This is a genomic window from Streptomyces sp. NPDC107471 (assembly GCF_055582845.1).
In genome coordinates this window covers 819079-840907 of record NZ_JBVJPC010000003.1, presented here as the reverse complement: position 1 = coordinate 840907, position 21829 = coordinate 819079, and the positions used below count along the sequence as shown (strand labels likewise).

The 21829-nt window shown below is 72.3% G+C and carries 21 protein-coding genes; 12 read left to right on the top strand and 9 right to left on the bottom strand.

Annotated elements, in window-relative coordinates:
* Window positions 1-11: 11 nt before the first annotated feature.
* A complete protein-coding gene (locus tag ACZ66S_RS13360) occupies window positions 12-182 on the bottom strand; it encodes a hypothetical protein (RefSeq protein WP_469901614.1) in 171 nt (56 codons plus the stop codon).
* A 169-nt stretch (window positions 183-351) separates the two neighbouring features.
* Here ACZ66S_RS13360 and ACZ66S_RS13355 point away from each other — a divergent pair, with 169 nt between their 5' ends.
* The 4 genes from ACZ66S_RS13355 to ACZ66S_RS13340 all read left to right on the top strand — a co-directional run bounded on the left by ACZ66S_RS13355 (window position 352) and on the right by ACZ66S_RS13340 (window position 5259).
* Entirely contained in the window at window positions 352-1275 is a 924-nt protein-coding gene (locus ACZ66S_RS13355; protein ID WP_469901613.1) for a MurR/RpiR family transcriptional regulator, read from the top strand.
* Window positions 1276-1628: 353 nt separating this feature from the next.
* Window positions 1629-2015: a hypothetical protein gene (locus tag ACZ66S_RS13350; protein WP_469901612.1), complete on the top strand. Its 387-nt coding sequence runs from the start codon at window positions 1629-1631 to the stop codon at window positions 2013-2015.
* A 49-nt stretch (window positions 2016-2064) separates the two neighbouring features.
* Window positions 2065-2631 (top strand): antibiotic biosynthesis monooxygenase, encoded by a 567-nt coding sequence (locus ACZ66S_RS13345; protein ID WP_469901611.1) that lies wholly within the window; start codon window positions 2065-2067, stop codon window positions 2629-2631.
* Window positions 2632-2793: 162 nt separating this feature from the next.
* The gene (locus ACZ66S_RS13340) at window positions 2794-5259 is read left to right on the top strand and encodes a SpoIIE family protein phosphatase (RefSeq protein WP_469901744.1); all 2466 of its coding nucleotides are present in this window, start codon (window positions 2794-2796) and stop codon (window positions 5257-5259) included.
* Between the two features lie 31 nt (window positions 5260-5290).
* Here the strand turns inward: ACZ66S_RS13340 and ACZ66S_RS13335 are convergent, their stop codons facing one another.
* From ACZ66S_RS13335 to ACZ66S_RS13325, 3 genes are all read right to left on the bottom strand, one after another.
* Complete coding sequence (locus tag ACZ66S_RS13335) at window positions 5291-5782, bottom strand: flavin reductase family protein (RefSeq protein ID WP_469901610.1); 492 nt, start codon at window positions 5780-5782, stop codon at window positions 5291-5293.
* A gap of 9 nt (window positions 5783-5791) precedes the next feature.
* Entirely contained in the window at window positions 5792-6454 is a 663-nt protein-coding gene (locus ACZ66S_RS13330) for a peptidoglycan-binding domain-containing protein (protein WP_469901609.1), read from the bottom strand.
* Window positions 6455-6563: 109 nt separating this feature from the next.
* The gene (locus tag ACZ66S_RS13325; protein WP_469901608.1) at window positions 6564-7397 is read right to left on the bottom strand and encodes an ATP-grasp domain-containing protein; all 834 of its coding nucleotides are present in this window, start codon (window positions 7395-7397) and stop codon (window positions 6564-6566) included.
* A 135-nt stretch (window positions 7398-7532) separates the two neighbouring features.
* Between ACZ66S_RS13325 and ACZ66S_RS13320 the strand changes: the two genes are divergently transcribed.
* The 3 genes from ACZ66S_RS13320 to ACZ66S_RS13310 all read left to right on the top strand — a co-directional run bounded on the left by ACZ66S_RS13320 (window position 7533) and on the right by ACZ66S_RS13310 (window position 12021).
* A complete protein-coding gene (locus ACZ66S_RS13320) occupies window positions 7533-8222 on the top strand; it encodes a TetR family transcriptional regulator (RefSeq protein ID WP_469901607.1) in 690 nt (229 codons plus the stop codon).
* 199 nt (window positions 8223-8421) lie between these two features.
* The gene (locus tag ACZ66S_RS13315; RefSeq protein ID WP_469901606.1) at window positions 8422-8835 is read left to right on the top strand and encodes a Zn-ribbon domain-containing OB-fold protein; all 414 of its coding nucleotides are present in this window, start codon (window positions 8422-8424) and stop codon (window positions 8833-8835) included.
* 441 nt (window positions 8836-9276) lie between these two features.
* Window positions 9277-12021: a hypothetical protein gene (locus ACZ66S_RS13310; protein ID WP_469901743.1), complete on the top strand. Its 2745-nt coding sequence runs from the start codon at window positions 9277-9279 to the stop codon at window positions 12019-12021.
* A 62-nt stretch (window positions 12022-12083) separates the two neighbouring features.
* On the opposite strand, the gene ACZ66S_RS13305 is transcribed toward ACZ66S_RS13310, so the two are convergent.
* The gene (locus ACZ66S_RS13305; RefSeq protein WP_469901605.1) at window positions 12084-12464 is read right to left on the bottom strand and encodes a PPOX class F420-dependent oxidoreductase; all 381 of its coding nucleotides are present in this window, start codon (window positions 12462-12464) and stop codon (window positions 12084-12086) included.
* A 95-nt stretch (window positions 12465-12559) separates the two neighbouring features.
* Window positions 12560-13675, bottom strand: a complete 1116-nt coding sequence (locus tag ACZ66S_RS13300; RefSeq protein ID WP_469901604.1) for an FAD-dependent oxidoreductase — start codon at window positions 13673-13675, stop codon at window positions 12560-12562.
* 53 nt (window positions 13676-13728) lie between these two features.
* Here ACZ66S_RS13300 and ACZ66S_RS13295 point away from each other — a divergent pair, with 53 nt between their 5' ends.
* Together ACZ66S_RS13295 and ACZ66S_RS13290 are read left to right on the top strand one after the other, a co-directional pair.
* A complete protein-coding gene (locus ACZ66S_RS13295) occupies window positions 13729-14418 on the top strand; it encodes a TetR/AcrR family transcriptional regulator C-terminal domain-containing protein (RefSeq protein ID WP_469901603.1) in 690 nt (229 codons plus the stop codon).
* Between the two features lie 246 nt (window positions 14419-14664).
* Window positions 14665-16032, top strand: coding sequence for a S1 family peptidase (locus ACZ66S_RS13290; RefSeq protein ID WP_469901602.1), 1368 nt, complete (start codon window positions 14665-14667; stop codon window positions 16030-16032).
* A 13-nt stretch (window positions 16033-16045) separates the two neighbouring features.
* On the opposite strand, the gene ACZ66S_RS13285 is transcribed toward ACZ66S_RS13290, so the two are convergent.
* The 3 genes from ACZ66S_RS13285 to ACZ66S_RS13275 form a co-directional block, all read right to left on the bottom strand.
* Complete coding sequence (locus ACZ66S_RS13285) at window positions 16046-16870, bottom strand: EamA family transporter (RefSeq protein WP_469901601.1); 825 nt, start codon at window positions 16868-16870, stop codon at window positions 16046-16048.
* Between the two features lie 55 nt (window positions 16871-16925).
* Entirely contained in the window at window positions 16926-17111 is a 186-nt protein-coding gene (locus ACZ66S_RS13280) for a hypothetical protein (protein WP_007386663.1), read from the bottom strand.
* Window positions 17112-17211: 100 nt separating this feature from the next.
* Window positions 17212-18372, bottom strand: coding sequence for an ROK family protein (locus ACZ66S_RS13275; protein WP_469901600.1), 1161 nt, complete (start codon window positions 18370-18372; stop codon window positions 17212-17214).
* 167 nt (window positions 18373-18539) lie between these two features.
* On the opposite strand from ACZ66S_RS13275, the gene ACZ66S_RS13270 reads away from it, so the two are divergent.
* Genes ACZ66S_RS13270 through ACZ66S_RS13260 form a run of 3 tightly spaced genes read left to right on the top strand, consistent with a single transcriptional unit; the run spans window position 18540 to window position 21808 of the window.
* The gene (locus tag ACZ66S_RS13270) at window positions 18540-19505 is read left to right on the top strand and encodes a carbohydrate ABC transporter permease (protein ID WP_469901599.1); all 966 of its coding nucleotides are present in this window, start codon (window positions 18540-18542) and stop codon (window positions 19503-19505) included.
* Window positions 19506-19521: 16 nt separating this feature from the next.
* Complete coding sequence (locus tag ACZ66S_RS13265) at window positions 19522-20457, top strand: carbohydrate ABC transporter permease (RefSeq protein WP_469901598.1); 936 nt, start codon at window positions 19522-19524, stop codon at window positions 20455-20457.
* 10 nt (window positions 20458-20467) lie between these two features.
* Window positions 20468-21808 (top strand): ABC transporter substrate-binding protein, encoded by a 1341-nt coding sequence (locus tag ACZ66S_RS13260; RefSeq protein ID WP_469901597.1) that lies wholly within the window; start codon window positions 20468-20470, stop codon window positions 21806-21808.
* Window positions 21809-21829 lie beyond the last annotated feature (21 nt).

Here is a 21829-nt window from a genome sequence, read left to right as displayed (position 1 = left end):
CCCGTGCGGTGTCATTCCCGGGCGAAGTCGTCGGGTCCCACCCGCGCTTCCTCGAACGCCTCGCGCAGGGTGCGCCCGCTGCCGCCGGGGGCGGGGGCTGCGCTCTCCTCGTGCTGGTTCGCCACGAGCCGGTCGGTGGTGTCCGTGTCCGTCTTCCGGCGGTTCTCCTCGGGGACCGTCATACGGGGCTGCTCCTCAGGTGTCGTCGTAGGGCTTGCCCAGCGGCGGGTTCCCGATCGGGAGCGGCGTACCCGTACCGATCGGCGCCCGCCGGACGCCTCCCGACAAGCGCTGGTCACCGAGGGGGGTGGGCTATGTTGACTTCCCGTGGCAGACAAAGGAGGCGCCTCGGTGTCATCGCCGCAGCAGGCACGCGCACAGGCATCCGCGATCACCTCGGGCAAGGCCGCTCCGGAGACGGAGGCGGCCCCGGCCTCCCAGCTCAGGACGCTCTTCGACCGGCCCCGGCTCTCCCCCGGACAGCGGCGCATCGCGCAGTACCTGATCGAGCACATCACCGAGGCGGCGTTCCTGTCCATCACCGATCTCGCGGAGCGCGTGGGCGTCAGCCAGCCCTCCGTGACCCGGTTCGCCGCGGCCGTGGGCTTCAGCGGCTACCCCGCCCTGCGGGAGAAGCTCCAGTCCATCGCGCTCGGCACACTCGCCGGCGGACCGGTCACCGACGACGAGTCCCGCGGCAACGAACTCCAGGCCGCGGTCGACGCGGAGATCGAGAACCTGGAGAACCTCCGCCGCGACTTCGCCGACCCCGACCAGGTGATCCAACTCGGCCGCGAGCTCTCCGAGTCGACCCCGCTGACCATTCTGGGCCTGCGCATCTCGGCGTCCCTGGCCGAGTACTTCGCCTACGCGGCCCGCCGTATCCACCCCGACGTACGGCTGGTCACCCGGGGCGGCAGCGTCGCCTACGACGCCCTGTTGCAGTCGCGCGAGGCGGGCGGCACGTGGGTGCTCGCCTTCTCGATGCCGCGGCACGCCCAGGAGACCCTCACCGCCCTGCGGGTCGCCCGCAGCGCCGGACTGAGGATCGCCCTCGTCACCGATCTGGCGCTCGGGCACGTGGCCGACGAGGCGGACGTCCTGTTCTCCACCGGTACCGGCTCCCGGCTGGTCTTCGACTCCTACGCGGCGCCCGGCGTGATCGCCGCCGCCCTGCTCCAGGCCATGACGGACGCCGACCCCGAGCGCACCCAGGCCCGCCTGGAGGAGTACGAGCAGATCTCCGACCAGCACCAGTTCTTCCTGCGGGACTGACCCCCACCACCCCGGCCATACGCCTTCACAACGGGGCCATCCGTAATAAATCGAGCATGAATGTTTTCATACGCCTTGCCAAGCGCACGGCATATATAAATACTGCTCACGGATCACCCCGGGACCGCACCGGGACCGTCCGCACCACTGTCCCCGTCCCCACCCCCACACCGCCCGAGAGGGCTCCCTCACGGACATCCCGGGCCGTCGCCACCTACCCGCGTCGGCGCCCGGGGTGTTCGACTGGGCCTCGCCTGCACGCGAGCCCGTGGCGGCTCCGGTCATCCCCTAGGCCGGGGCCGCCCAATCCGTCGGAACACCCGCACGACGCCGCACACCCGGAAGCGATCACCATGCCCCTGACGACCACGCGGACCACCACCCGTCCCGGCCCGGACTGGCCGTGCCAGGTCAAGACGCCCGGCAGCTACGACTGGGAGCGCTCCGCCGCCAAGTGGCTGCGCGAGCTGGTGCCGGCGCGGTACGCGAGCTATCCGGCCCTGACGCGGCACACCGTGCTCCTCGCCCGGCACGCACAGATCCAGGTCCAGCACGAGATCCGGGTCGCCCGCACCGCCCTGCAGACCGCCCGCGCGGACCTGCCCTCGCTCGGACTGCCGGAGTCGGTCATCGAGCACACCATCAAGCTGTACGCGGCCGAGGTGCTCCAGCTCCAGCACATCGCCCGCAGCATCCGCGCGGTCACCCAGGCCCTGGTCGACCACCACCACGGACGCTGACCCCGCCCCGAGGGCATGACCCGGGCCGTACGTGGGACCCGTGGTGAGCATGAGCACCACCGACGTACGCCACGGCGACCCGGTCACCACCGTCCTCACCTGGGAGGTGCGTCCCGGCCGGGAGCGTGAGTTCGAGCGCTGGACGCGGGGGATCACCCGCTGCGCCAGACGGTTCCCCGGCAACGAGGGCGTCTCCTGGCTGCGTCCCGAGGACGGCCACCGCTTCCACGCGGTGCTGCGCTGGTCCGACGCGCACCGGCTCACCGCCTGGCTGCGGTCTCAGGAGCGGGCCGACTGGCACGCCCGGATCGACGGCATCGCCACGGAACTGGGCAGCGAACGGCAGTCGACGACCGGGCTCGAGACCTGGTTCAGTCTGCCCGGCACCACCGTGCGGCCCCCGGTCCGCTGGAAGATGGTGCTGACCACGTTCCTCGGCGCCTTCCCGTGCACGCTGCTCATCCAGTGGCTGGTGGCTCCCCGCACCGCCGCCTGGCCCCTGCCGCTGCGGGCCGCGGTGTTCCCGGTGGTCCTGCTGCCGCTCCTCACCTACCTCGTCATGCCCCTGCTCAGCCGGCTGCTGCGCCGGTGGCTCTACCCGCCGCCCGATCACTGACCCCGCCGGAACCGGCGGCCCGACCGGTTTTGTCAACCGGAGGGGTCACCGGTGTGTGGGATGCGTGCTCACAACAGTGCGATCGGCCCCTGGCGCATGTGCGATGCTCGACCCGTGACGAGCGAGTCGACCGGCCCCACGCACGCCGGTACCGCGCCCGACATGGCCGCGTTGGCCAAGGTCGTGGCCCGACAACGTGCCGAGATGGACCGGTTGCGGGACCAGGCCGCCACCTCGGCGGTGCTGGAGCGTGCCAAGGGCGCGGTCATGGCGCTGACCGGCTGCACGCCGGACGCGGCCGGCGAGGATCTGCTGCAACGCGCCAAGGCCGGCAACCGCACCCTGCTCGAGGAGTGCTGGATCACCCTCGGCGCCCTGCCGCCGCTCGGCTCCCCCACGGAACCCCTCGGCGCCCTGCCGCCGCTCCACTCCCCCACGGAAACCCTCGACTCCCTGCCGCCGCTGGACGTCGCGGAGCCTCTCGGCGACGACGTTCCGGGCGCCCCCCTGGCCGCGATCCCCGGCCCCGCCGGTCCCCGTTCCGTCCCGCAGGGCACCGCCGTGCTCCCCGCCGGGCCGGACACCTGCGACCCGGACGACGGCTTCGCCGCACTGGGCCGCCTCGGCAAGGCCCTCGTCCATGTGGCCACTGCCCAGGACCTGGCCGGCTGCCTCCTGGAGGAGCTCGCGGCGGACGTCGACGCCGACGCGCTCCTGCTCTTCCGGTCGCTGCCGGCCGGAGGCCTCGAACTGATCGGCCACGCAGGCATCGACACCACGCTGGCCGCCCAGTGGACGCGGGTCCCCCCGCTCAGCGGCATCGCCGCGCTCGAAGCGCTCCGGGCGCGGGAACCCCGCTGGCTGGAGGACTTCGCGACCGACCGGGATCGGCACCTGCTCATAGGGGACCCGCCCGAGCGCTGGCTGTCGCGCGCCTGGCTGCCCGTGCCGACCGGCGACGAGGCCGAGGTCTGCCTCGGGGTCCTGCGTGCCCGGAGCGGGCCCTTCTCACCGCAGGCCCGGCATCTCCTGAAGGCCGTCGTCCGGCTGTGTGCCGGCTGGCTGCGGTCCTTCGGCACCCGGCCGGAGCGCAATGCCGCCGCCTCGGCCGCCGCCGCCCAGCCCGTGTTCGACTCGCTGCCGGGCTCGGCGATGCTGCTCACGCCGCTGCGCGGTCCCTCCGGGGAGGTCGAGGACTACCGCATCGACGCCGCCACCGAGGAGGCGGTCGACGTCGTGGGCCGCTCCGGCAGGCAACTGCTCGGCCGGCGGATCCTGGAGTGCTTCCCGAGCATGGCGGACGAGGCGCTGTGGCAGGGCTGTCTGCGCACGCTGGCCGGCGGCGAGCCGTTCGAGGGCGAGCCGTTCGCCTACCAGGAGGTCGTGGACGGCGCCGCCGAACTGTCGACGTACGCGGTGCACGCGGCCCGCCTCGGCGACGCCCTGGTCCTCACCTGGGTCCGCCACGACTCCTCCGACCGGCAGGAACAGCGCCTGGCGGACGTGCAGCGGCTGGGGAACCTGGGCTGGGCGAACTGGAACCTGGTCACCGGCGAGGGCAACTGGTCCTCCCAGACCTTCCTCGTCATGCACCGCGATCCCGCGCTCGGGCCGGTGCGGCTGACCGACCTTGCCGGGCTCGCGCTGCCCGAGGACGCGCCGGTGCTGGCCCACGCCGTGCAGGAACTCGTGCGCTCGGGGCTCCAGTTCGACGTCCCGTTCCGGATCCGGGCCGGAGACGAGGTCCGCCATCTGCGGATGGTCGCCGAGGTCGTGACGGACACCGGGAACGAACCGGTCGAGGTGCACGGCTTCGTCCAGGACCTCACCGCGCAGCGCAGCGCCGAACTGGCCCTCGTCGAGAGCGAGCAGGCGATCGTGACGCAGCACGGCGTGCTGCACGCCGAGCGGACCCTGGCCGCCCGTCTCCAGCACGCCCTGCTGCCCCTGCCCACCCGGCCGGTCCGCCTCGCCGGACTGCGGGTCGAAGTGGCCTATCTGCCCGCCCAGTCGGGGATCCACGTCGGCGGCGACTGGTTCAGCGCCATCGAACTGCCCGACGGCGACGCCCTGTTCGTGGTGGGTGACGTCGCCGGGCACGGCATCGACGCCGTGGCCACGATGGCCCAACTGCGCTTCACCGCCAAGGGCATGGTCATCACGGGCTCCTCGCTGACCGGGGCGCTCGCGCGTCTCAACACCCTGCTGCTGCACTCGCGCGACTCGCACGGCACCGCGACCATGGTCCTGGCCCGCTACAACCCCGCCGAGCGGTGCCTGGTGTGGGCGCAGGCCGGTCATCCGCCACCGCTGCTGGTGCGCGACGGGCAGGTGCGCTACCTGGAACGCCCCCTCGGCCTGCTGCTCGGGGCGTCCTCCGATCCCGACTTCCAGGAGGCGCGCTGTGTCCTGGAGCCGGGTGACCGCGTCCTGCTCTACACCGACGGTCTGGTCGAGCGGCCCGCGGAGGGCATCGACCCCGGGCTGGACCGGCTCGCCGCCGCTGTCGCGGCCCACCCCACGGACGAGCCCGGCTCGCTGGCCCCGCTGCTGGCGTCGGTACTGGACGGGGACCGGCGCGACGACGTCTGTGTGGTGGACATCAGGGTGCCGTCCTCGCCGCGATGAGGCGCGGCGAACCGCGGCGCTCCGCTGAGGCTCAGTCCGCCGGATGTCCGGGCGAGATGGACGTCGCGTCGGAGAGCCGCAGCAGCCCCGCGCCCTCGGTGTCCCCGCGCGCGCCCCACGCCTCCGGCTCCAGGACGAACCCGACGTGGTCACCGCCCTCGACGCGCTGCACGATCCTGCCGGTGAACCAGGCCGCCGCCTCGTCCAGTACGACGGCCCCGCCCGGCCCCTCCCGCCAGCGCACCCGGGCGAACTTGTCCGTCCGGTCCCCCGTCTCGCCGCCGAACAGCTCGGCGAGGCCGTGCTGTTCGCGGGTGAGCAGATGGACCGCGAGGCGGTCCGCGGTGCGGGCCACCCGGTAGGTGCGGTTGGCCTTCGACAGCCACACCACGTACCGCACGGGCTCCATCGAGCACTGCGAGGCGAATCCGACGAGACAGCCCGCGCGCTCGCCGTCCGTGGCGGCGGTCACGACGCACATGTCGGGGTCGAGCCGGTCGATGAACGCGTCCATGCCCGCCATCCTCGTCGATCAGCCGCCGGTACGGGACTCCAGGTCCCGCCGGGTGTCGTCGCCGTACACCCCGTCCTCGTCGCCGCGGATGCCGTACCAGAGCTGGAAGCGGGCCACGGCGGCGGTCAGGGTCGTGTCGTAGGTGCCGTCGGTGGAGCCGTTGTCGTAGACGTTCGGGATGCGTCGCAGGCGTTCCTGGAGGTCGCTCACCTGGGGGCCGCTGTCCCCCTGGCGGAGGGTGCCGGGGCCGTCGGGGTCGGTGGCGCCGGAGACCGTGGGAGCGGGCGCGGCGGGCGCGGAGGCGGTCGGCCGGGGGGCGGCCTCGGGCGCGCTCTGTCCGCGGTCGGCGAGCAGGAGCGCGCAGCCGAAGCCGATCACCGCGGCCGCCACCAGGGCCGCCGCGATCACCGTGCGGCGCAGCCCCCGCACCCGGCCCCGGGGGACGTCACGGGAGTGCGGGGTGGGGTCGTGGTCGTCGCGTACGGGCGGCAGTTCCTCGGTGGCGTCCTCGGTTCCGGACAGTGGGGCGGGCAGTGCGAAGGACTCGTGGCCGACGGACGTCCGGGGCGGCAGGTCCTTCATCAGCTCCGCCAGCGCGTCGGTGCGGCGGGGACGCAGTACCCGGACGGGCTCGATGGGCGGCCCGGCCGGCGGCACCCCTCGGTCGGACGGTGTCGGCATCCTGGTCTCCTTCCCTCCCGCGCACACGGGTCTGGGCCGTCCCCCGGGGAGTGATACGGCGCCGCGGGCCCGGGAGTTCAGCTCCCGCGCGTTCCCCGGGGTCCGCCGCTCACCGGGGAGTGGAGGCGAGGAACCGGTGCAGGGAGGCCTTCATCGCGGCCACGAAGGAGTCCCTGCCCGCGTCGTCCAGGGCGTCCAGGGAGAGATACGGGTTGAGGTCCTCCAGCTCGACCAGCAGGAGTTCGCCACCCGGGGCCCGGCAGGCGTCCACGCGCTGGATGCCGTGGCCGAGGCCGTTCCAGTCGACGAAGCGCCGGGCGAACTCCAGGTCGTCCGGGGTGGGCCGGTACGGCTCCAGGTCCCAGCGCCGGTCTGCGTGCGGGGCGTACAGCGCGTACTGAAAGTCGTGGTCGACGAAGTAGAAGGAGACCTCGTAGGCGAAGTCGACGCACGGCTGGACCAGGACCTGCCCGTCGATGTGGTCGCGCACCTCGTCGGCCGACACGATCCGCAGGCCTATGGAGTCGGCGCCGAGCCGGGGCTTGACGACGTAGCGGTCGGTCTCCGGCAGCCGGTCCAGGTCCTCGGCACGGTCGACGGTCGGGATCACGGGACAGCCCGCGGCCGTGAGGTCGAGCAGGTACTGCTTTCCCGCCATGTCGGCCTTGCCGGTCAGGGGGTTGTACACGCGCGTGCCGTCGCGCAGCGCCCGCTCGCGGAACGCGTCGTACGCCTCCTGGTACGCCAGGACCGGCCCGCTGTTGCGGACGACGACGGCGTCGAAGCCGTCCGCCAGCGCGTCGGCGTCCCGGGGGTGGCACAGGGCGAGGTCGAAGTCCTCCCTCAGGCGCGCGGTGAGGAGGATGTCCTCGTCGCAGTAGCGGCGCCCGCGGGCCGGGTAGGCCAGGTCGGTGACGTACAGGAGGGCGGGGCGGCGGGACATGCGGGACTCCTCGGCGGGCGGGCGCCGATCGTATGCGGTGCGGCGGTCACCCGACAACGGGGACGACAGCACTCAGTTCCCTCATCAGGCTGCACCCAGTGCCATGGCGACGGTTCAGGTGCTACGTTCGCGACCATGAGCTCCACCAAGCCCGCCATGCGGGACGCGCTGGTCGCGGCGGCCTTCCAGTTGTTCCTGGAACGGGGTTACGAGCAGACCACCGTCGACGACATCGTCGCGCTCGCCGGAGTCGGGCGCCGCTCGTTCTTCCGGTACTTCCCGTCCAAGGAGGACGTGGTCTTCCCCGACCACGAGCGGTGCCTGGCCGACATGACGGCCTTCCTCGCCGCGAGCGACCCCGGGTGCGACCCGCTGGAGCGGGTCTGCGAGGCGGTGCGGCTGGTGCTGCGCATGTACACCGAGAACCCGACCTTCTCCGTGCAGCGCTACCGCCTCACCAAGCAGGTGCCGGGTCTGCGCGCCTACGAGCTGTCCGTGGTGTGGCGCTACGAGCGCTCCTTCGCGGAGTACCTGCGCGGGCGCCTGAAGGGGCTGCACGACGGGACGCTCCGGGCCGACGTGATCGCCGCCGCCGTGGCCGCGGCCCACAACAACGCCCTGCGCTCCTGGCTGCGCTCGGACGGGAAGGGCGACGCCGAGCAGGCGGTGGAGCACGCGCTCGGCTATGTCCAGGCCGCCTTCGGGGCGCCCGGCGCGCCGCCCGCCGACGGGCCGCCCGAGGACGTCGTGGTGATCGTCTCCCGCCGCGGCGCCCCGCTGTGGCGGGTGGTCCAGGAGATCGAGTCGACGCTCGACCGGGACTGAGCCGCACCGGCCCGGCGACAGCGGACCACCCGCACTGGGCGCTTCTGCGCTCACTGAAAGATGAGGGTACGCAGTACCTTTACGGCTGACACTCAGTGCCATACGCTGACCGGTGTGCACGGCGGCACGGGGAGCCGCGCACGTCCGTGCACGGTTACCCGAGCACGTGGGATCCGGCCGAGCGCAGGGAGTTGACAGCGTGTACCAGCACTCAGGAAGCATTGCTCGTCAGGCAGTCGGCTCCGCGACGGGCGTACTCGAGCCCGCCGCTCCGGCCACGGAGGCGATCCTCTTCCAGCGCTGCACCTGGTGCGGCACGGCGATGTACCACCGGCTGCTGTGCCCGGTCTGCCAGGGCGGGGACCTGCGCACCGAGCGCAGCGAGGGCGTGGGCACGGTCCGGCACTCGACGGTGGTCCACCGCAACACCCCCGCCGCCCGCAATGTGTCGCTGATCGAGCTGGCCGAGGGGTTCGTCGTCCGGGGCCGGGTCATGGGCCCGCCCGCCGCGATCCACAGCGGTGACCGGGTGCGGATGTCGACGGCCAAGGACCCGGTGCGCGGCGAGCCGGTCTTCCAGCTCGTCGACGAGCCCTACCGCGCCTGGAGCTGACACCCCGTCCGCCCCTGGGCCTCACCACGCCCCGGGGATCAGCTCACGCACCCCGACCGTCTCGAAGCACGGATCCACGCCCCCGCCGTCGCCGGTGCCCCGCCCCGTCCGGTCGCCGTCGGATGCGGCACGGCACTGATGTCCTCCCCCACCGGCCCCCGCCCGGGAATCCGCCGGCCCGAAGAGTGCGTCCGGCGCGACTGCCGACGGCTCTCCTCCCTCCCCCGGGAGCAGGTGGTGCGTCATTGCCTAGCCCGAAGGCCGAACGGGTCGGTCTCGGTGGCCGGTTCACACCCCCGGTCCGCGATCTTCGGCTCCGCACAGACAACCCACAGGCACCGCTCTCCCTCCTAGGTGGCGCAAGGGACTCCCGGGACCGACGGGACGTCTGCGTACGGGGTTTTGAGGAGAGAACCATTGATCCGTGCCCGGCGAATAGGTGTGACCGCCGTGGCGGTACTGGCGGCCCTGGCGGGCTCGCCCGGACTGGCACAGGCTCAACAGCCGCCCGGAGCAGGCCTGTTGAGTGTGACGGACGACAACAGACTTCCGTCGGGGTGGCGGATCGACGGGGAGCGCGGGGCGCGTGAGCTGGTCTGGCGCGCGCCGAGGTCCGTGCCCATGGGCGACGCGCGCGTCGAGTTCCGCACCGGGGACCGGCTGCTCGGCGTGCCGAGGCCGGCGAAGGACGGACGGACCTTCCGGCTCGCCCTCGACAAGACCGCGCCCACGGGACTGACGGACCTTCAGGTGACCGCTGCGGGACGCCGGTTGGACGCGGTGGCCGACGAGCCGCGCGAGTCCGACGCACGAGGGGTGCGGCTGCCCGCGCAGGCGCCGGCGAACGCCGTCGATCCCGGGAAGCCGGGCACGTACCGCACGGTCAGCGGCGAGTACGACCTCGCTCCCGTGCGTCTGCCGGGGTTCGACACCCCCGTCGAGATGCGCGCCCAGGTGGTGGCGCCGAAGGGGGCCACCGGCAGCCGGCCGCTCGCGCTGTTCCTGCACGGCCGGCACGGGACCTGCTACCGGCCGGGCAGCGAGGACGACGTGACCATCGACTGGCCCTGCGCGGACGGCTACAAGCCGATCCCCAGCGACAAGGGCTATCTGCGCGACCAGAAACTCCTGGCCTCCCAGGGCTATGTGACGGTGTCGATCTCGGCGAACGGCGTCAACGCCCAGGACTGGGAACCCGAGGACGCCGGCGCCCAGGCGCGCTCCTCACTGGTGCGGCAGCACCTCGCCCGCTGGGCCGACTGGACCGCCCACCGCTCCTCCGCCCCGGCCGTCGTACGCGAGGCCGCGAAGGCGGACCTGTCCCGGGTCCTGCTCGTCGGCCACTCGCGGGGCGGCGAGGGCGTCAACCGGGCCGCCATGGACAGCCTCTACCCGCCGCCCGCCGCGGAGGACGGCTACCGGGGCCCGGTGCGCTGGAAGGTGCGCGGGACCGTGCTCGTCGGACCGACGATCTTCGGCCAGAATCCGGTCGCCGACGTGCCGTCCGTGACCCTGCTGCCGGGCTGTGACGGCGACGTGTCGGACCTCCAGGGCGAGGACTTCGTCGACGGGACCCGCGGGGTCAGCCGGGGCACCGCGCTGCACAGCGCGGTCTACATGGTCGGCGCCAACCACAACTACTTCAACAGCGAGTGGACCCCGGGCGAGGCCGAGGCACCGGCCCAGGACGACTTCGGGGCCGACCCGGAGCAGCCGGACCCGGTGTGCTCCCCGGGCGCCGCGACCCGCCTGACCGCCGCCCAGCAGCACAGGGCGGGCTCGACGTACATCGCCGCGGCGGCCCGGCTCTTCCTCGCCGGGGACGACCGGGTGCGTCCGCTGCTGGACGGTTCCGGCAAGCGGGCCCCGTCCGCGGACCCGGCCCGGGTGTTGACCCACGCCGTCGGCGGTCGCCGTACCGGTGGCTTCCTGCCGGACGACGGGGTCAGGGTGACCGGCGCCCGGCTGTGCTCGGCGATCGACCCCGACCCGGCCGCGGCCTGCCTGGACCCGGCGGCCCCCGGGTCGTCACCGCACTTCGCGCAGTGGGAGACGAACCAGGAGACCGGCCGCGGCGCCGTGGCCCTCAAGTGGTCCGCGCCGGGTACGGCCGCCCGCGTCACTCCGGCCCGGCCGCTCTCCCTCGGCGGCTCCCAGAAGCTCGCGCTGCGGGTCTTCGTACCGCCGAACACGAGCGGCACCAGGTTCGACGTGTCCGTCACCGACTCCTCCGGCCGGCGGGCGACGCTCGGCCGGGTCGAGCCGGCCGGGCTGCCGGGCTCCCCGTACACCGCGTCCTACTGGGCGCAGGAGCTGCGCGTCCCGCTGACCGGGGCCGCCCGGGCCGGGCTCGATCTGCGGCACGTCAAGTCCCTGGAGCTGACGCCCCGTTCGCGGTCCGGGCGGGCCTGGCTCATGGATGCCTGGGGCTGGGCCCCCGGCACTCCGGCGGTCAGGGCGGCCGCGCTGCCCCGCGTCGACGTGGGCCGCACGGTCGTCAAGGAGGGCGACTCGGGCACCCGCACCTACCGCGTGCCGGTGCGGGTCTCCGGGCACGGCAGCGGTCAGGTCCGCGTGTACGTCCTCGACCCGGACCGCGGCCGGGCCGAGCACCGGTTGGTGACGGTACGGCCCGGCAGCCACGCGATCGACGTACCGGTCGAGGTGAAGGGCGACACGCAGTACGGCGAGGACGTGCAGCACGACATCGCCGTGAAGGCCGTACGGGGGGCGGTCGTCGGGAAGCACCGGGGCGGCGTCACCGTCGAGAACGACGACCCCGAGCCGGTGATCACCCTGTCGCCGGTCACGGACCGGGTGACCGAGGGAGAGGCGCTGACCTGGCGACTGTCCATCGAGGCGCCCGTGACGGTGGACATCTGGCAGCCGGTGCGGGTGCTTCCGGTCACCGAGGGCACCGAGCTGTCCACCAAGGACGTGGACCCGCAGTGGCTCCAGGAGTGGTCCGGTGACGTGCCCGACCCCGAGCGGCCGCTGTCCGACGCGAGCCTGTGGGTGTGGCTGAACATCCCGCCGGGGAGCACCGGCGTGGACTTCGCCGTGCCGACCGTCGCGGACCAGGTGGCCGAGCCGGCCGAGTCGATGCGGCTCGCGCTGACCGACCGCAACGCCGAGCCGCTGCCCGGGCGGCCGGTGCTGACCGGGACGGTGCTCGACCGTCCGTAGGCGCGCTGTCCCTGGGTGACTGACGCTCCTGTGCGGGGCCCGGACCGGCCGGGCCCCGCACGTCACAGGGTGACGCGGATCCCGACCGTTCCGTCGGCCCCCCGGCGCAGTCTGCTGCCGAGCAGCGTGAGCCGGCCGAGGATGCCGTACTTCCTGGCCAGCAGCTTGCGGTAGCGGGCGGTGGTCACCGGGTCGCAGATCTCCGCCGTGGCCGGGACCTGGTCGCCGGTCGGGTTGCCCCGTACGTCGCAGGGGCCGACGAGGACGTCCCCGCGGGCCCGGATCCGCTTGACCTTCCAGGAGTCGGCGACCGACCACACGCCGAGCGCGTCCCCGTCACGGACCACCCACACGGGGGTGGCGACCGGCGTGCCGTTCTTGCGGAAGCTGGTGAGCAGCAGGTACTTGCCCGCACCGAGCCGCTCCAGCGGCGTGTCGTCCATGAGGGAAGTCTAGGCAGAGGTGTTCGACCGGCGGAGGTGCGGTGCGGGGTCGGACCCTCCTGCATGCCCGGTGCCGGTGCTCTCGGCCGCGGTGGTCAGGACGGCTGGACCTGGTCGAACTGGGCGAGCGCTTCGGCGGGGTCCGGGCTGACGAGGCGTTCCAGCCCGGCTGTGGTGATCCTCGACCATCTGCCGGCCCGTGCCCACATCCGCTCCTCGAAGGCGCGCACGGCGTCGTCCGGATCGCCCGAGCAGGTGGCGAGGGACTCGGCGAGCTCGGCGCCGTCCAGCATCGCGAGGTTCGCGCCCGCCCCCAAGGGGGGCATCAGATGGGCGGCGTCGCCCAGGAGCGTCACCCCGGGGACGTGAGTCCAGGTGTGGGACACGGGCAGGGCGTGGAAGGGGCGGTGGAAGAAGGCCGTGCCGTGGCGGAGGAGGTCGAGGACGGGGGCGGCCCAGTTGTCGAACAGGGCCAGCAGCCCCGATCGCACGGCCTCGGTGTCGGACGGGTCGAGGTCGCGGTGCCATTCCAGCGGTGCGCGGAACTTGGCGTACACCTTGACGTGGCCGCCGCTGTTGCGCTGGGCGACGACGGAGCGGTTCACGCCGTACACCGCCAGGGAACCGTCGCCGATCAGCCGGGCCAGCTCGGGGTGGCGGGTGTCGACGTCGTCCAGGGAGGTTTCGACCGAGGTGACGCCGGTGTAGCGCGGTGTCGCGGCCGAGACGGCGGGGCGGACCCGGGACCAGGCGCCGTCCGCGCCGACCACGAGGTCGAACGTCTCCTGCCGCCCGTCCTCGAACCGGACCCGGGCGCCGTCCGGGGTCGGCACCACCTGTGTCACGCCCCGCCCCCACTGGACGTCGAGCGGGCCCAGCAGCAGGTCACGGAGGTGCCCGCGGTCGATCTCGGGATTGGCCCGCTCGTCCGGGCGGGGCCGCCAGTCGCGCAGGACGGTCCCGTCCGTGTCCAGGATCCTCATGGCCTGTCCCTCGGGGCGGGACAGCGCCTCGAACTCCGCCAGCAGCCCCGCCTTGGCCAGCGCGAGCTGCCCCAGCCCTTCATGCAGGTCGAGCGTGCCGCCGGCGGGCCGGGCGTCGGGGGCGGGATCACGTTCGAGCACGGTGACGGGGTGGTCGTGGCGGTGCAGGACACGGGCGAAGGTGAGCCCGGCGGGGCCGCCCCCGACTACGGCGATACGACGTCTCATGTCGATACACTGTATTTCTCCTTTACGGTGTATCGCAACAGAACGGTGTGACCATGACTGTGTGGGACCGGCCGGAGCCGCCCGCTCGCCCCGTGCCGCTCGACCGGGAGCGGATCGTCGCCGCCGCCGTCGAACTGGCCGACGAGGGAGGTCTGGAGGCGGTGTCGCTGCGCAAGGTCGCCGCCCGGCTGAACGCCGGCCCGATGCGGCTGTACGGCTACATCTCCACCAAGGAGGAGCTGTTCGACCTCATGGTGGACGAGGTCCAGGCCGAGATCCTGCCCGAGGAGCGTCCCGGCGACTGGCGGGAGGCACTGGGCGTCCTCGCCCACCGCACCAGGCAGGCCGCTCTGCGGCACCCATGGCTGGCCGATCTGCTGGGCGGCCGGCCGGCCCTGGGCCCGAACGGCCTCGCCGTGACCGAGGCCAGGCTGGCCGCCCTCGACGGCCTCGCCGACGTCGACACCGTCATGCGCGCCGCGGAGACCGTCAGCGCCTATGTGATCGGCGCGATCAGGCGTGAGGTGGCGAACCTGCGGGCCGAACGCGCCACGGGCCTGTCCAAGCGCGACTGGCAGCGCGCCTCCGGCCCGCATGTGACGAGAATGCTGGCCACGGGCCGCTTCCCGGCGCTGGCCAAGGCCGTGTACGACGGCACGCACGTGGACGCCGAGACGTCCTTCACGACCGGTCTGGACTGGGTCCTCGACGCCGTGGCGGCGAAACTCGACGGGGCCTCCTGAACGGCGGGTTCCGTGACCACCGCCGGTTCCGCCGATGCACCGCGGCGGGCCCGGCGGCCCGCGTCCCGCGCTTCGGCCAACTTGCTTCCACGCGTGGCTGATTGAGGTGCCTCGCAAGGATCCCCCGGCACCCGGACACCCGCTGCCCTGAACGCCCCGGGCCCGGGCCGCGTATGCAAGGAGGGCACTCAACGACCGGAGGGCCCCGCGGTGCAGACACCGCTTGTTCGGGTTCGGGAGCCATGCATGAGGCACGCACGACGACGGGTCGTCCGGCGGGTGACACGGCTGGCGGCAGTCGGCGGACTCCTCCTGGGAGGTGTGATGGTCACGCGGGCCGTCGCGAGCGAGCCTCCCGTGACCACCGCCGTGCCGCACACCTACGCCGTGAAGGCGGGGCAGACGGGGGCGGAGCTCGTGTCACGGCTCGGCAGCTCCCGTACCGCGGGCACCTGGATCGGGACCGACGGCAAGCCGGTCGTCGCGGTCACCGACGAGCAGGCGGCCGCCGAGGTGCGCGCGGCGGGCGCCCGGGCGAAGGTCGTCGAGCACACCATGGACGAGCTCAAGTCGGCGGCCAGGACGCTGCGTTCCGCGCCCCGGGTCGCCGGGACCGCCTGGTCCATGGACTACCGGACCAACGAGGTGGTCGTGCAGGGCGACAGCACCGTCTCGGCCTCCGACTGGGCCGCGATGACGAAGGTCGCCCACGGCATCGGCGGCTTCGTCCGCATGGAGCGCACCGACGGCACCTTCACCCCCCGCCTGAACGGGGCGCAGCCCATCCTGTCGACCGGCGGGCGCTGCTCGGCGGGCTTCAACGTGACCGACGGGCAGAGCGACTTCATCCTCACGGCCGGGCACTGCGGCCCCAACGGGTCGGTCTGGTTCGCGGACACCGGGGGCACCAACCAGCTCGGCAGGACGGTCGCGCAGAGCTTCCCGGGCAACGACTTCTCGCTGGTGCAGTACGCCGACGGGAAGGCGGGCGACGGCGCCGGCGTCGTGTTCATCGGCAACGGCGAGGGTGTGCAGATCACCGGCGCGGGCGATCCGGCCATCGGGCAGCGGGTGTTCCGCAGCGGCAGCACCAGCGGGCTGCGCGACGGCCAGGTGACCGGGGTCAACTCCACGGTGAACTACCCGGAGGGCACGGTCACCGGGCTCATCGAGACCAACGTGTGCGCGGAGCCCGGGGACAGCGGCGGCCCCATGTTCTCCGAGGGGATCGCGCTCGGCATCACCTCGGGCGGCAGCGGTGACTGCACCCAGGGCGGCACGACGTTCTTCCAGCCGGTGACGAAGGCGCTGAAGCAGCTCGGCATGCAGTTGATCGTGTCCAACCCGGCCGCCGCCGCAGGGACTTCCGCCACCCCGTCGGCCGGCTCCGCGCAGGGCTCGGCCGCACCCGGCGCCGCCTCTCCCGGTTCCTCGGCCGCGGTGCAGGAGGCGCAGGGCACTCCCCTGCTGAGCCGGCTCACGGACACCCGCAACGTCGGGCCCGGTCTGCTGGTCGTCGGGGGAAGCCTGATCGCGCTGGTGGCGACGCGGTACATCCGCTCCGAACAGGACCGCAAGGCCTACCAGCGCTACTACTCCGCGACCTGGGGCTGAGCGCCGGGCCCCCTCACCCCAGACTGAGCAGGACCGTCGCCAGCCCGGCTCCCAGCAGGCCCGCCATCTGTCTCCGGCTCAGCCGCTCGTGCAGCAGGGCGAGTCCGAGGATCACCGGAAGGGCCGGGTAGAGGGAGGCCAGGACGACGGCGACGGCCAGCAACTGCCGCTGGGCGGCGAGCAGGTAGAGGATCAGCCCGAGGGCGGCGCCCGCTCCGACGAGCACCGCCTGGACGGCGCGCACGGGCGGCAGGCGCAGCCGCCGGGGGTGACGTGCCGCCATCGGCAGCAGGACGAGTACGGCGGCCGCCCGGCCCGCGGCGACCGGCCACAGTCCGCTGGAGGCGCCGGCCTGGGCGAGGGCGATGTACTGGAGCGCGACGCCCGCACTGGCCAGCAGCCCGTCGGGGACGCCTCCGCCGCCGTCGTCGGTACCGCCGCCGCAGACCATCCAGAGGGCGGGCACGGAGAGGGCGATCCCCAGCCAGGCCACCGCGGTGGGCCGGTCGCCGAGCAGCACCCCGCACACCACGGAGAGGCCGACTCCGGTGACGGCGCTGACGGGTACGACCACGCTCATCGCGCCATGGCTGAGGCCGCGGTTGAGGAAGTGCATGGCGGCGCCGCTCCCGACGCCGGAGAGCGCGCCCCACAGGAGGTCGACGGGCCGTACGGTGTCGGCGGGCAGCACGAGCGCGGCGGCGGTCGCGAGCAGCAGGCCGCCTACCTGGCCGAGGAAGGTGACGGCGGCGAAGTGGCAGCGGCGGGACAGGAGGCCGCCGGTGAAGTCAACGATGCCGTAGCAGACCGCTGAGGCCAGTGCGAGGAGAGGGCCCATTCCGTCAGGGGTGCCCAGGGACGGAACGGTGATGCCCCGCGGCGGTCGCCGCGGGTCAGGCCGCCCGGACCGGCTGCGGAGCGGCGGCGGCCCACTCCAGGACGAGGCGCTGGTACTCCTCGCGCTGCTCGCCGCTCAGTGTCCCGCCCGCCCGGCGCCACAGGGCCCGGATCTCCTCGTTGACCTCGTCGGCCGATCGATCGGTCACGGGTTCAACAGTGGTGGACATGGTGTGAAGCATACGGCTCCGGAAGTGAAGGCGCCGTGAGTAATCACACCAGAAACGGACATACCGGACCGTGTTGCTGATCACGTCCAACTGTCAAGCACTGTGGCCCGGTTCACACCTCGGCGACACCCAGGACCAGCACCTGGATCGCCAGTACGGCGGCGCCCCGGGCCCAGTCGTGAAAGTCGGACACCCTGGTCTCCAGGTCGATCGGGGTGGCGAGGGGGTGCCGGTGCGAGCGGATGGCGTCCTCGACGGTCCTTCCGGCCACGTCCATCAGACCGACGCCCTCACCGGCCAGCATGATCTTCTGCGGCATGGCGAAGTTGGCGATCTGGGCGACGAGGACGCCGAGGGCGCGCCCGGCCTCCTCGACCACGCGGGCGGGCATCGGGTCACCTGCCGCGGCGAGGGCGAGGATCTCCTCGTAGGTGTGGTCGCGACCGGTGGCGGCCTGCACCTGGTAGCGGATGTTGGGGATGGTGAGCAGGGAGACGGCGCTGCCGCGGTTGCCGTCGGGCGTGAGCGGCCCGTTCGGGTCGATGATCCAGTGCCGCCCGAAGCCCCGGTCCTCCTCGGCGTACGGGATCCGCCGGCCGCCGATGACCAGGCCGTAGCCGATGCCGGCGCCGATGGTGAGGACGACGAAGCGGTCGAGGCCGCGTCCCGCGCCGAACCAGGTCTCGGCCTCGACCAGAGCGGCCACGTCGTTCTCGACGACCACCGGCAACCCCGTGCGCTCCTCGACGAGTTCACCGAGGGGGACGTCCCGCCAGTGCAGGAACGGGGACTCGCCGACCACGGCCCGCTCCTGGACGAAGCCGCCGACCCCGATGCCGATGCCGGCGAGCCGCGGGTACGCGCGGGCCAGCTCGCTCGTCATCTCCGCCAGCAGGTCGGCGACTTCGGCCGGGTCGTGGCTGGCCAGGGGCCGGTCGTGGCGGGCGACGATCTCGCTCCTGAGGGTGGTGACGACGCCGTAGACCATGTCCTCGGTGATCTTGAAACCGATGAAGGAGCGCGACTCGACGACCACGTCGAGGGGTTGCGAGGGGCGACCCTGGCGCACCTCGGCGGGGGTGCCCGCCTCGGGGACCTCGATCAGCAGACCCGACTCGATGAGCGGCTTGGTCAGCCGGGTGAGGCTGCCCGCGGAGAGGTCGAGGCGGCGGGCGAGCTCGGTGCGCGACAGCGGGCCGTGCACGAGCACCTCGATCGCCACCGAGCGCTCGCCGGCGCTCAGGGGTAGCCAGCTTGCGGCAACTGCGGTCATGAAGGTCAGACTCCCACATGATTTCTTTCGCCATAAAAGCAACACGAACCAGATTACGGCGTAGAGGGGTCTCGGAGAAGATGTCTGCCGGGCTCTTGACGCACTGATTCTTTCGCGACAAAAGTAAGTGGTCGAGGACGAGCCACCGCAGACGAGGGAGTCTCCCGATGACCATCGCCTCCACCAGCCCCCCGTCGCGGCTGCCGCTCGGCGGCACCGAGGGGGCCCGCACGGAACCGCGCGAGGACCGGGCCGCCGGCAGGTCCGGTGGCGGCGACGGGCGCCTGGCCGCGGTGTTCGTCGCCCCGGCCCTGATGGGCTTCGTGGTGTTCCTGCTCTGGCCGACACTGCGGGGCATCTACCTGAGCTTCACCCGCTTCAACCTGCTGACCCCGGCGGAGTGGGTCGGGTTCGCCAACTACACCCGGATGATCCACGACCCCATCTTCTGGGACTCGCTGAAGGTCACCGTGGAGTACGTGGTCATCAACATCGGTGTCCAGACGGTGTCCGCCCTCGCCATCGCCGTGCTCCTGCAACGCCTGACCCAGTCCCCGGTCCTGCGCGGGATCGTGCTCACGCCGTACCTGATGTCGAACGTCGTCGCGGGCCTGGTCTGGCTGTGGATCCTCGACAACCAGCTCGGCATCGGCAACGAGATCATCGCCGGGCTCGGCTTCGACCGGATCCCCTTCCTCGCCGACGAGAGCTGGGCGGTCCCGACGATCGCCCTCATCAACGTGTGGCGGCACGTCGGCTACACCGCGCTGCTGCTGTTCGCGGGGCTCATGGCCATCCCCAACGACATGTACGAGGCGGCGAAGGTGGACGGCGCGAGCGAGTGGCGGATGTTCTGGCGGATCACCATGCCGCTGCTCAGGCCGGTCCTGGCGGTCGTCCTGATCATGACGGTGATCGGTTCCTTCCAGGTGTTCGACACGGTCGCCGTGACGACCGGGGGCGGCCCGGCGAACGCGACCAACGTGCTCCAGTTCTACATCTACCAATCGGCCTTCGGCCGCTTCCAGTTCGGCTACGCGTCCGCGATGTCCGTCGCCCTGCTGGTCGTGCTGAGCGCGATCACCGTCCTGCAGTACCGGCTCACCCGGGCCGGCCAGACCGATCTCGGCTGACCCGGAAGGAGTCGACATGGCTGCCGTGACCACCACCACGACCACGACACGGATACGGATACGGCCCACCCGGCGCCGGGCCCTCTCCCCCGGCCGGGTCCTCGCGTGGACGGCGATGGGCGCGATCGTGCTCGTGACCCTGCTGCCGTTCTACTGGATCCTGCGCACCGCGCTGTCCACCAACTCGGGGCTCGCCGCCCACGCGTCCGACCCGTTGCCCGTGGACCCGACCGGCACCGGGTTCGCCCGCGCCCTTGGCCTCGAGTCCACCAAGGACGCCATCGCGCAGGGCGGCGCGGGCGGCGGGCTGAGGTTCTGGCGCTACCTGCTCAACTCGGTGATCGTCTCGACCCTGGTCACCGTCTGCCAGATCTTCTTCTCCGCGATGGCCGCGTACGCCTTCGCCCGGCTGCGCTGGCGGGGCCGCGACAGGATGTTCGCGCTGTTCCTCGCCGGCCTGATGGTGCCGACCATCTTCACCCTGCTGCCCAACTTCGTGCTCATCAAGGAACTCGGCCTGATCGACAACCTGTTGGGCATCGCCCTGCCGACGATGTTCATGACGCCGTTCGCGGTCTTCTTCCTGCGGCAGTTCTTCATGAACGTGCCCCGCGAGGTCGAGGAGGCGGCCCTGCTGGACGGCGCCGGCAAGGTGCGGATCTTCTTCCGGGTGCTGCTGCCGATGGCCTCCGCGCCGGTCCTGACCCTGGCCGTGCTGACGTACATCACGTCCTGGAACGACTACTTCTGGCCGCTGATGGTGTCCTACAGCGACAGTTCACGGGTGCTGCCGGTCGCGCTGGCCATCTTCCGCGCCCAGACCCCGCAGACCGGCGTCGACTGGTCGGGCCTCATGGCGGCGACGCTCATCGCCGCCCTGCCGATGCTGGTGCTGTTCGGGTTCTTCGCCCGCCGCATCGTGTCCACCATCAGCTTCACCGGGATCAAGTGAGGAACTCCTGATGCGACTTCGTACGCTGACCGCACTGGCCGGCGCACTGGCCCTGTGCCTGACCGGGTGTGCGCGGGGCGACTCCGCCGGGTCCTCCTCGACCACGGTGACCTACTGGCTGTGGGACTCCAACCAGCAGCCCGCCTACCAGGCCTGCGCCGAGGACTTCGAGCAGCGGAACCCCGGACTGCACGTCAGGATCACCCAGTTGGGCTGGGACGACTACTGGACCAAGCTCACCGCGAGCTTCATCGCGGGCACCGAGCCGGACGTGTTCACCGACCACATCCAGAAGTTCGGCCAGTTCGCCGACCTCAAGGTCCTCGAACCCCTCGACGACCTGGGCATCGACGAGTCCGCCTACCAGCCGGGACTGGCGGCCAACTGGAAGGGCCAGGACGGCCATCGCTACGGCACCCCCAAGGACTGGGACACCGTCGCCCTCTTCTACAACAAGAAGATGACCGACGCGGCCGGGCTCACGGCCGCGCAGTTGAATGACCTCGCCTGGAACCCCGAGGACGGCGGCAGCTTCGAGAAGGCCGTCGCCCACCTCACCGTCGACCGGAACGGCAAGCGGGGTGACGAGCCGGGCTTCGACAAGAACCACGTCAAGGTGTACGGCCTGGCCACCAACGGCGGCGGGGACGGCGACGGCCAGACCCAGTGGAGCACCTTCACCGCCTCCGCCGGCTGGAACTACACCGACAAGAAGCGCTGGGGCACGCGGTACCGGTACGACAGCCCCGCCTTCCAGTCGGCGGTCGAGTGGTACTTCGGACTGGCGAAGAAGGGCTACATGGCACCCTTCACCGACTACAACTCCCAGTCCAACCAGGCCAACACCCAGATCGCGGCCGGCAAGGCGGCGACCGCCTTCGACGGGGCCTGGATGATCTCGACGTACGCCGGGTTCAAGGGTCTCGACATGCGCACCGCCGTCACCCCCGAGGGCCCCACCGGCAAGCGCGCCACCATGATGAACGGACTCGCCGACTCCATCACCAGGAACGCCCGCAACAAGGAGGGCGCCCGCAAGTGGGTGAGGTACCTGGCGTCGGACGCATGCCAGCGGACGGTGGGCGGTTACGGCATCGTCTTCCCCGCCACCCCTGACGGCACCGCGGCCGCGGTGGCCGCCTACCGGAAGAAGGGCATCGACGTCACGGCCTTCACCGAGCCCGTCGCCGACAAGAAGGACTTCGCGACCTTCTCCTACCCCATCACCGACTACGCGGCCGACGTGTACGCCCTGATGCACCCCGCCATGCAGGACATCTTCGGCAACGGCAAGTCCGTGACCGGCCTCGACCGGACCAACGACCAGATCAACCTGATCCTCTCGCAGTGATCCCGCGACCAGTGAAGGGCA

Coding starts and splice junctions, on each gene's coding strand:
- ACZ66S_RS13295 (WP_469901603.1), top strand. CDS start 13,729: ATGACTGTGTGGGACCGGCCGGAGCCGCCCGCTCGCCCCGTGCCGCTC.
- ACZ66S_RS13300 (WP_469901604.1), bottom strand. CDS start 13,675: ATGAGACGTCGTATCGCCGTAGTCGGGGGCGGCCCCGCCGGGCTCACC.
- ACZ66S_RS13345 (WP_469901611.1), top strand. CDS start 2,065: ATGAGCACCACCGACGTACGCCACGGCGACCCGGTCACCACCGTCCTC.
- ACZ66S_RS13360 (WP_469901614.1), bottom strand. CDS start 182: ATGACGGTCCCCGAGGAGAACCGCCGGAAGACGGACACGGACACCACC.
- ACZ66S_RS13335 (WP_469901610.1), bottom strand. CDS start 5,782: ATGGCGGGCATGGACGCGTTCATCGACCGGCTCGACCCCGACATGTGC.
- ACZ66S_RS13270 (WP_469901599.1), top strand. CDS start 18,540: ATGACCATCGCCTCCACCAGCCCCCCGTCGCGGCTGCCGCTCGGCGGC.
- ACZ66S_RS13340 (WP_469901744.1), top strand. CDS start 2,794: ATGGCCGCGTTGGCCAAGGTCGTGGCCCGACAACGTGCCGAGATGGAC.
- ACZ66S_RS13280 (WP_007386663.1), bottom strand. CDS start 17,111: ATGCTTCACACCATGTCCACCACTGTTGAACCCGTGACCGATCGATCG.
- ACZ66S_RS13285 (WP_469901601.1), bottom strand. CDS start 16,870: ATGGGCCCTCTCCTCGCACTGGCCTCAGCGGTCTGCTACGGCATCGTT.
- ACZ66S_RS13305 (WP_469901605.1), bottom strand. CDS start 12,464: ATGGACGACACGCCGCTGGAGCGGCTCGGTGCGGGCAAGTACCTGCTG.
- ACZ66S_RS13265 (WP_469901598.1), top strand. CDS start 19,522: ATGGCTGCCGTGACCACCACCACGACCACGACACGGATACGGATACGG.
- ACZ66S_RS13325 (WP_469901608.1), bottom strand. CDS start 7,397: ATGTCCCGCCGCCCCGCCCTCCTGTACGTCACCGACCTGGCCTACCCG.
- ACZ66S_RS13350 (WP_469901612.1), top strand. CDS start 1,629: ATGCCCCTGACGACCACGCGGACCACCACCCGTCCCGGCCCGGACTGG.
- ACZ66S_RS13275 (WP_469901600.1), bottom strand. CDS start 18,372: ATGACCGCAGTTGCCGCAAGCTGGCTACCCCTGAGCGCCGGCGAGCGC.
- ACZ66S_RS13320 (WP_469901607.1), top strand. CDS start 7,533: ATGAGCTCCACCAAGCCCGCCATGCGGGACGCGCTGGTCGCGGCGGCC.
- ACZ66S_RS13290 (WP_469901602.1), top strand. CDS start 14,665: ATGAGGCACGCACGACGACGGGTCGTCCGGCGGGTGACACGGCTGGCG.
- ACZ66S_RS13330 (WP_469901609.1), bottom strand. CDS start 6,454: ATGCCGACACCGTCCGACCGAGGGGTGCCGCCGGCCGGGCCGCCCATC.
- ACZ66S_RS13260 (WP_469901597.1), top strand. CDS start 20,468: ATGCGACTTCGTACGCTGACCGCACTGGCCGGCGCACTGGCCCTGTGC.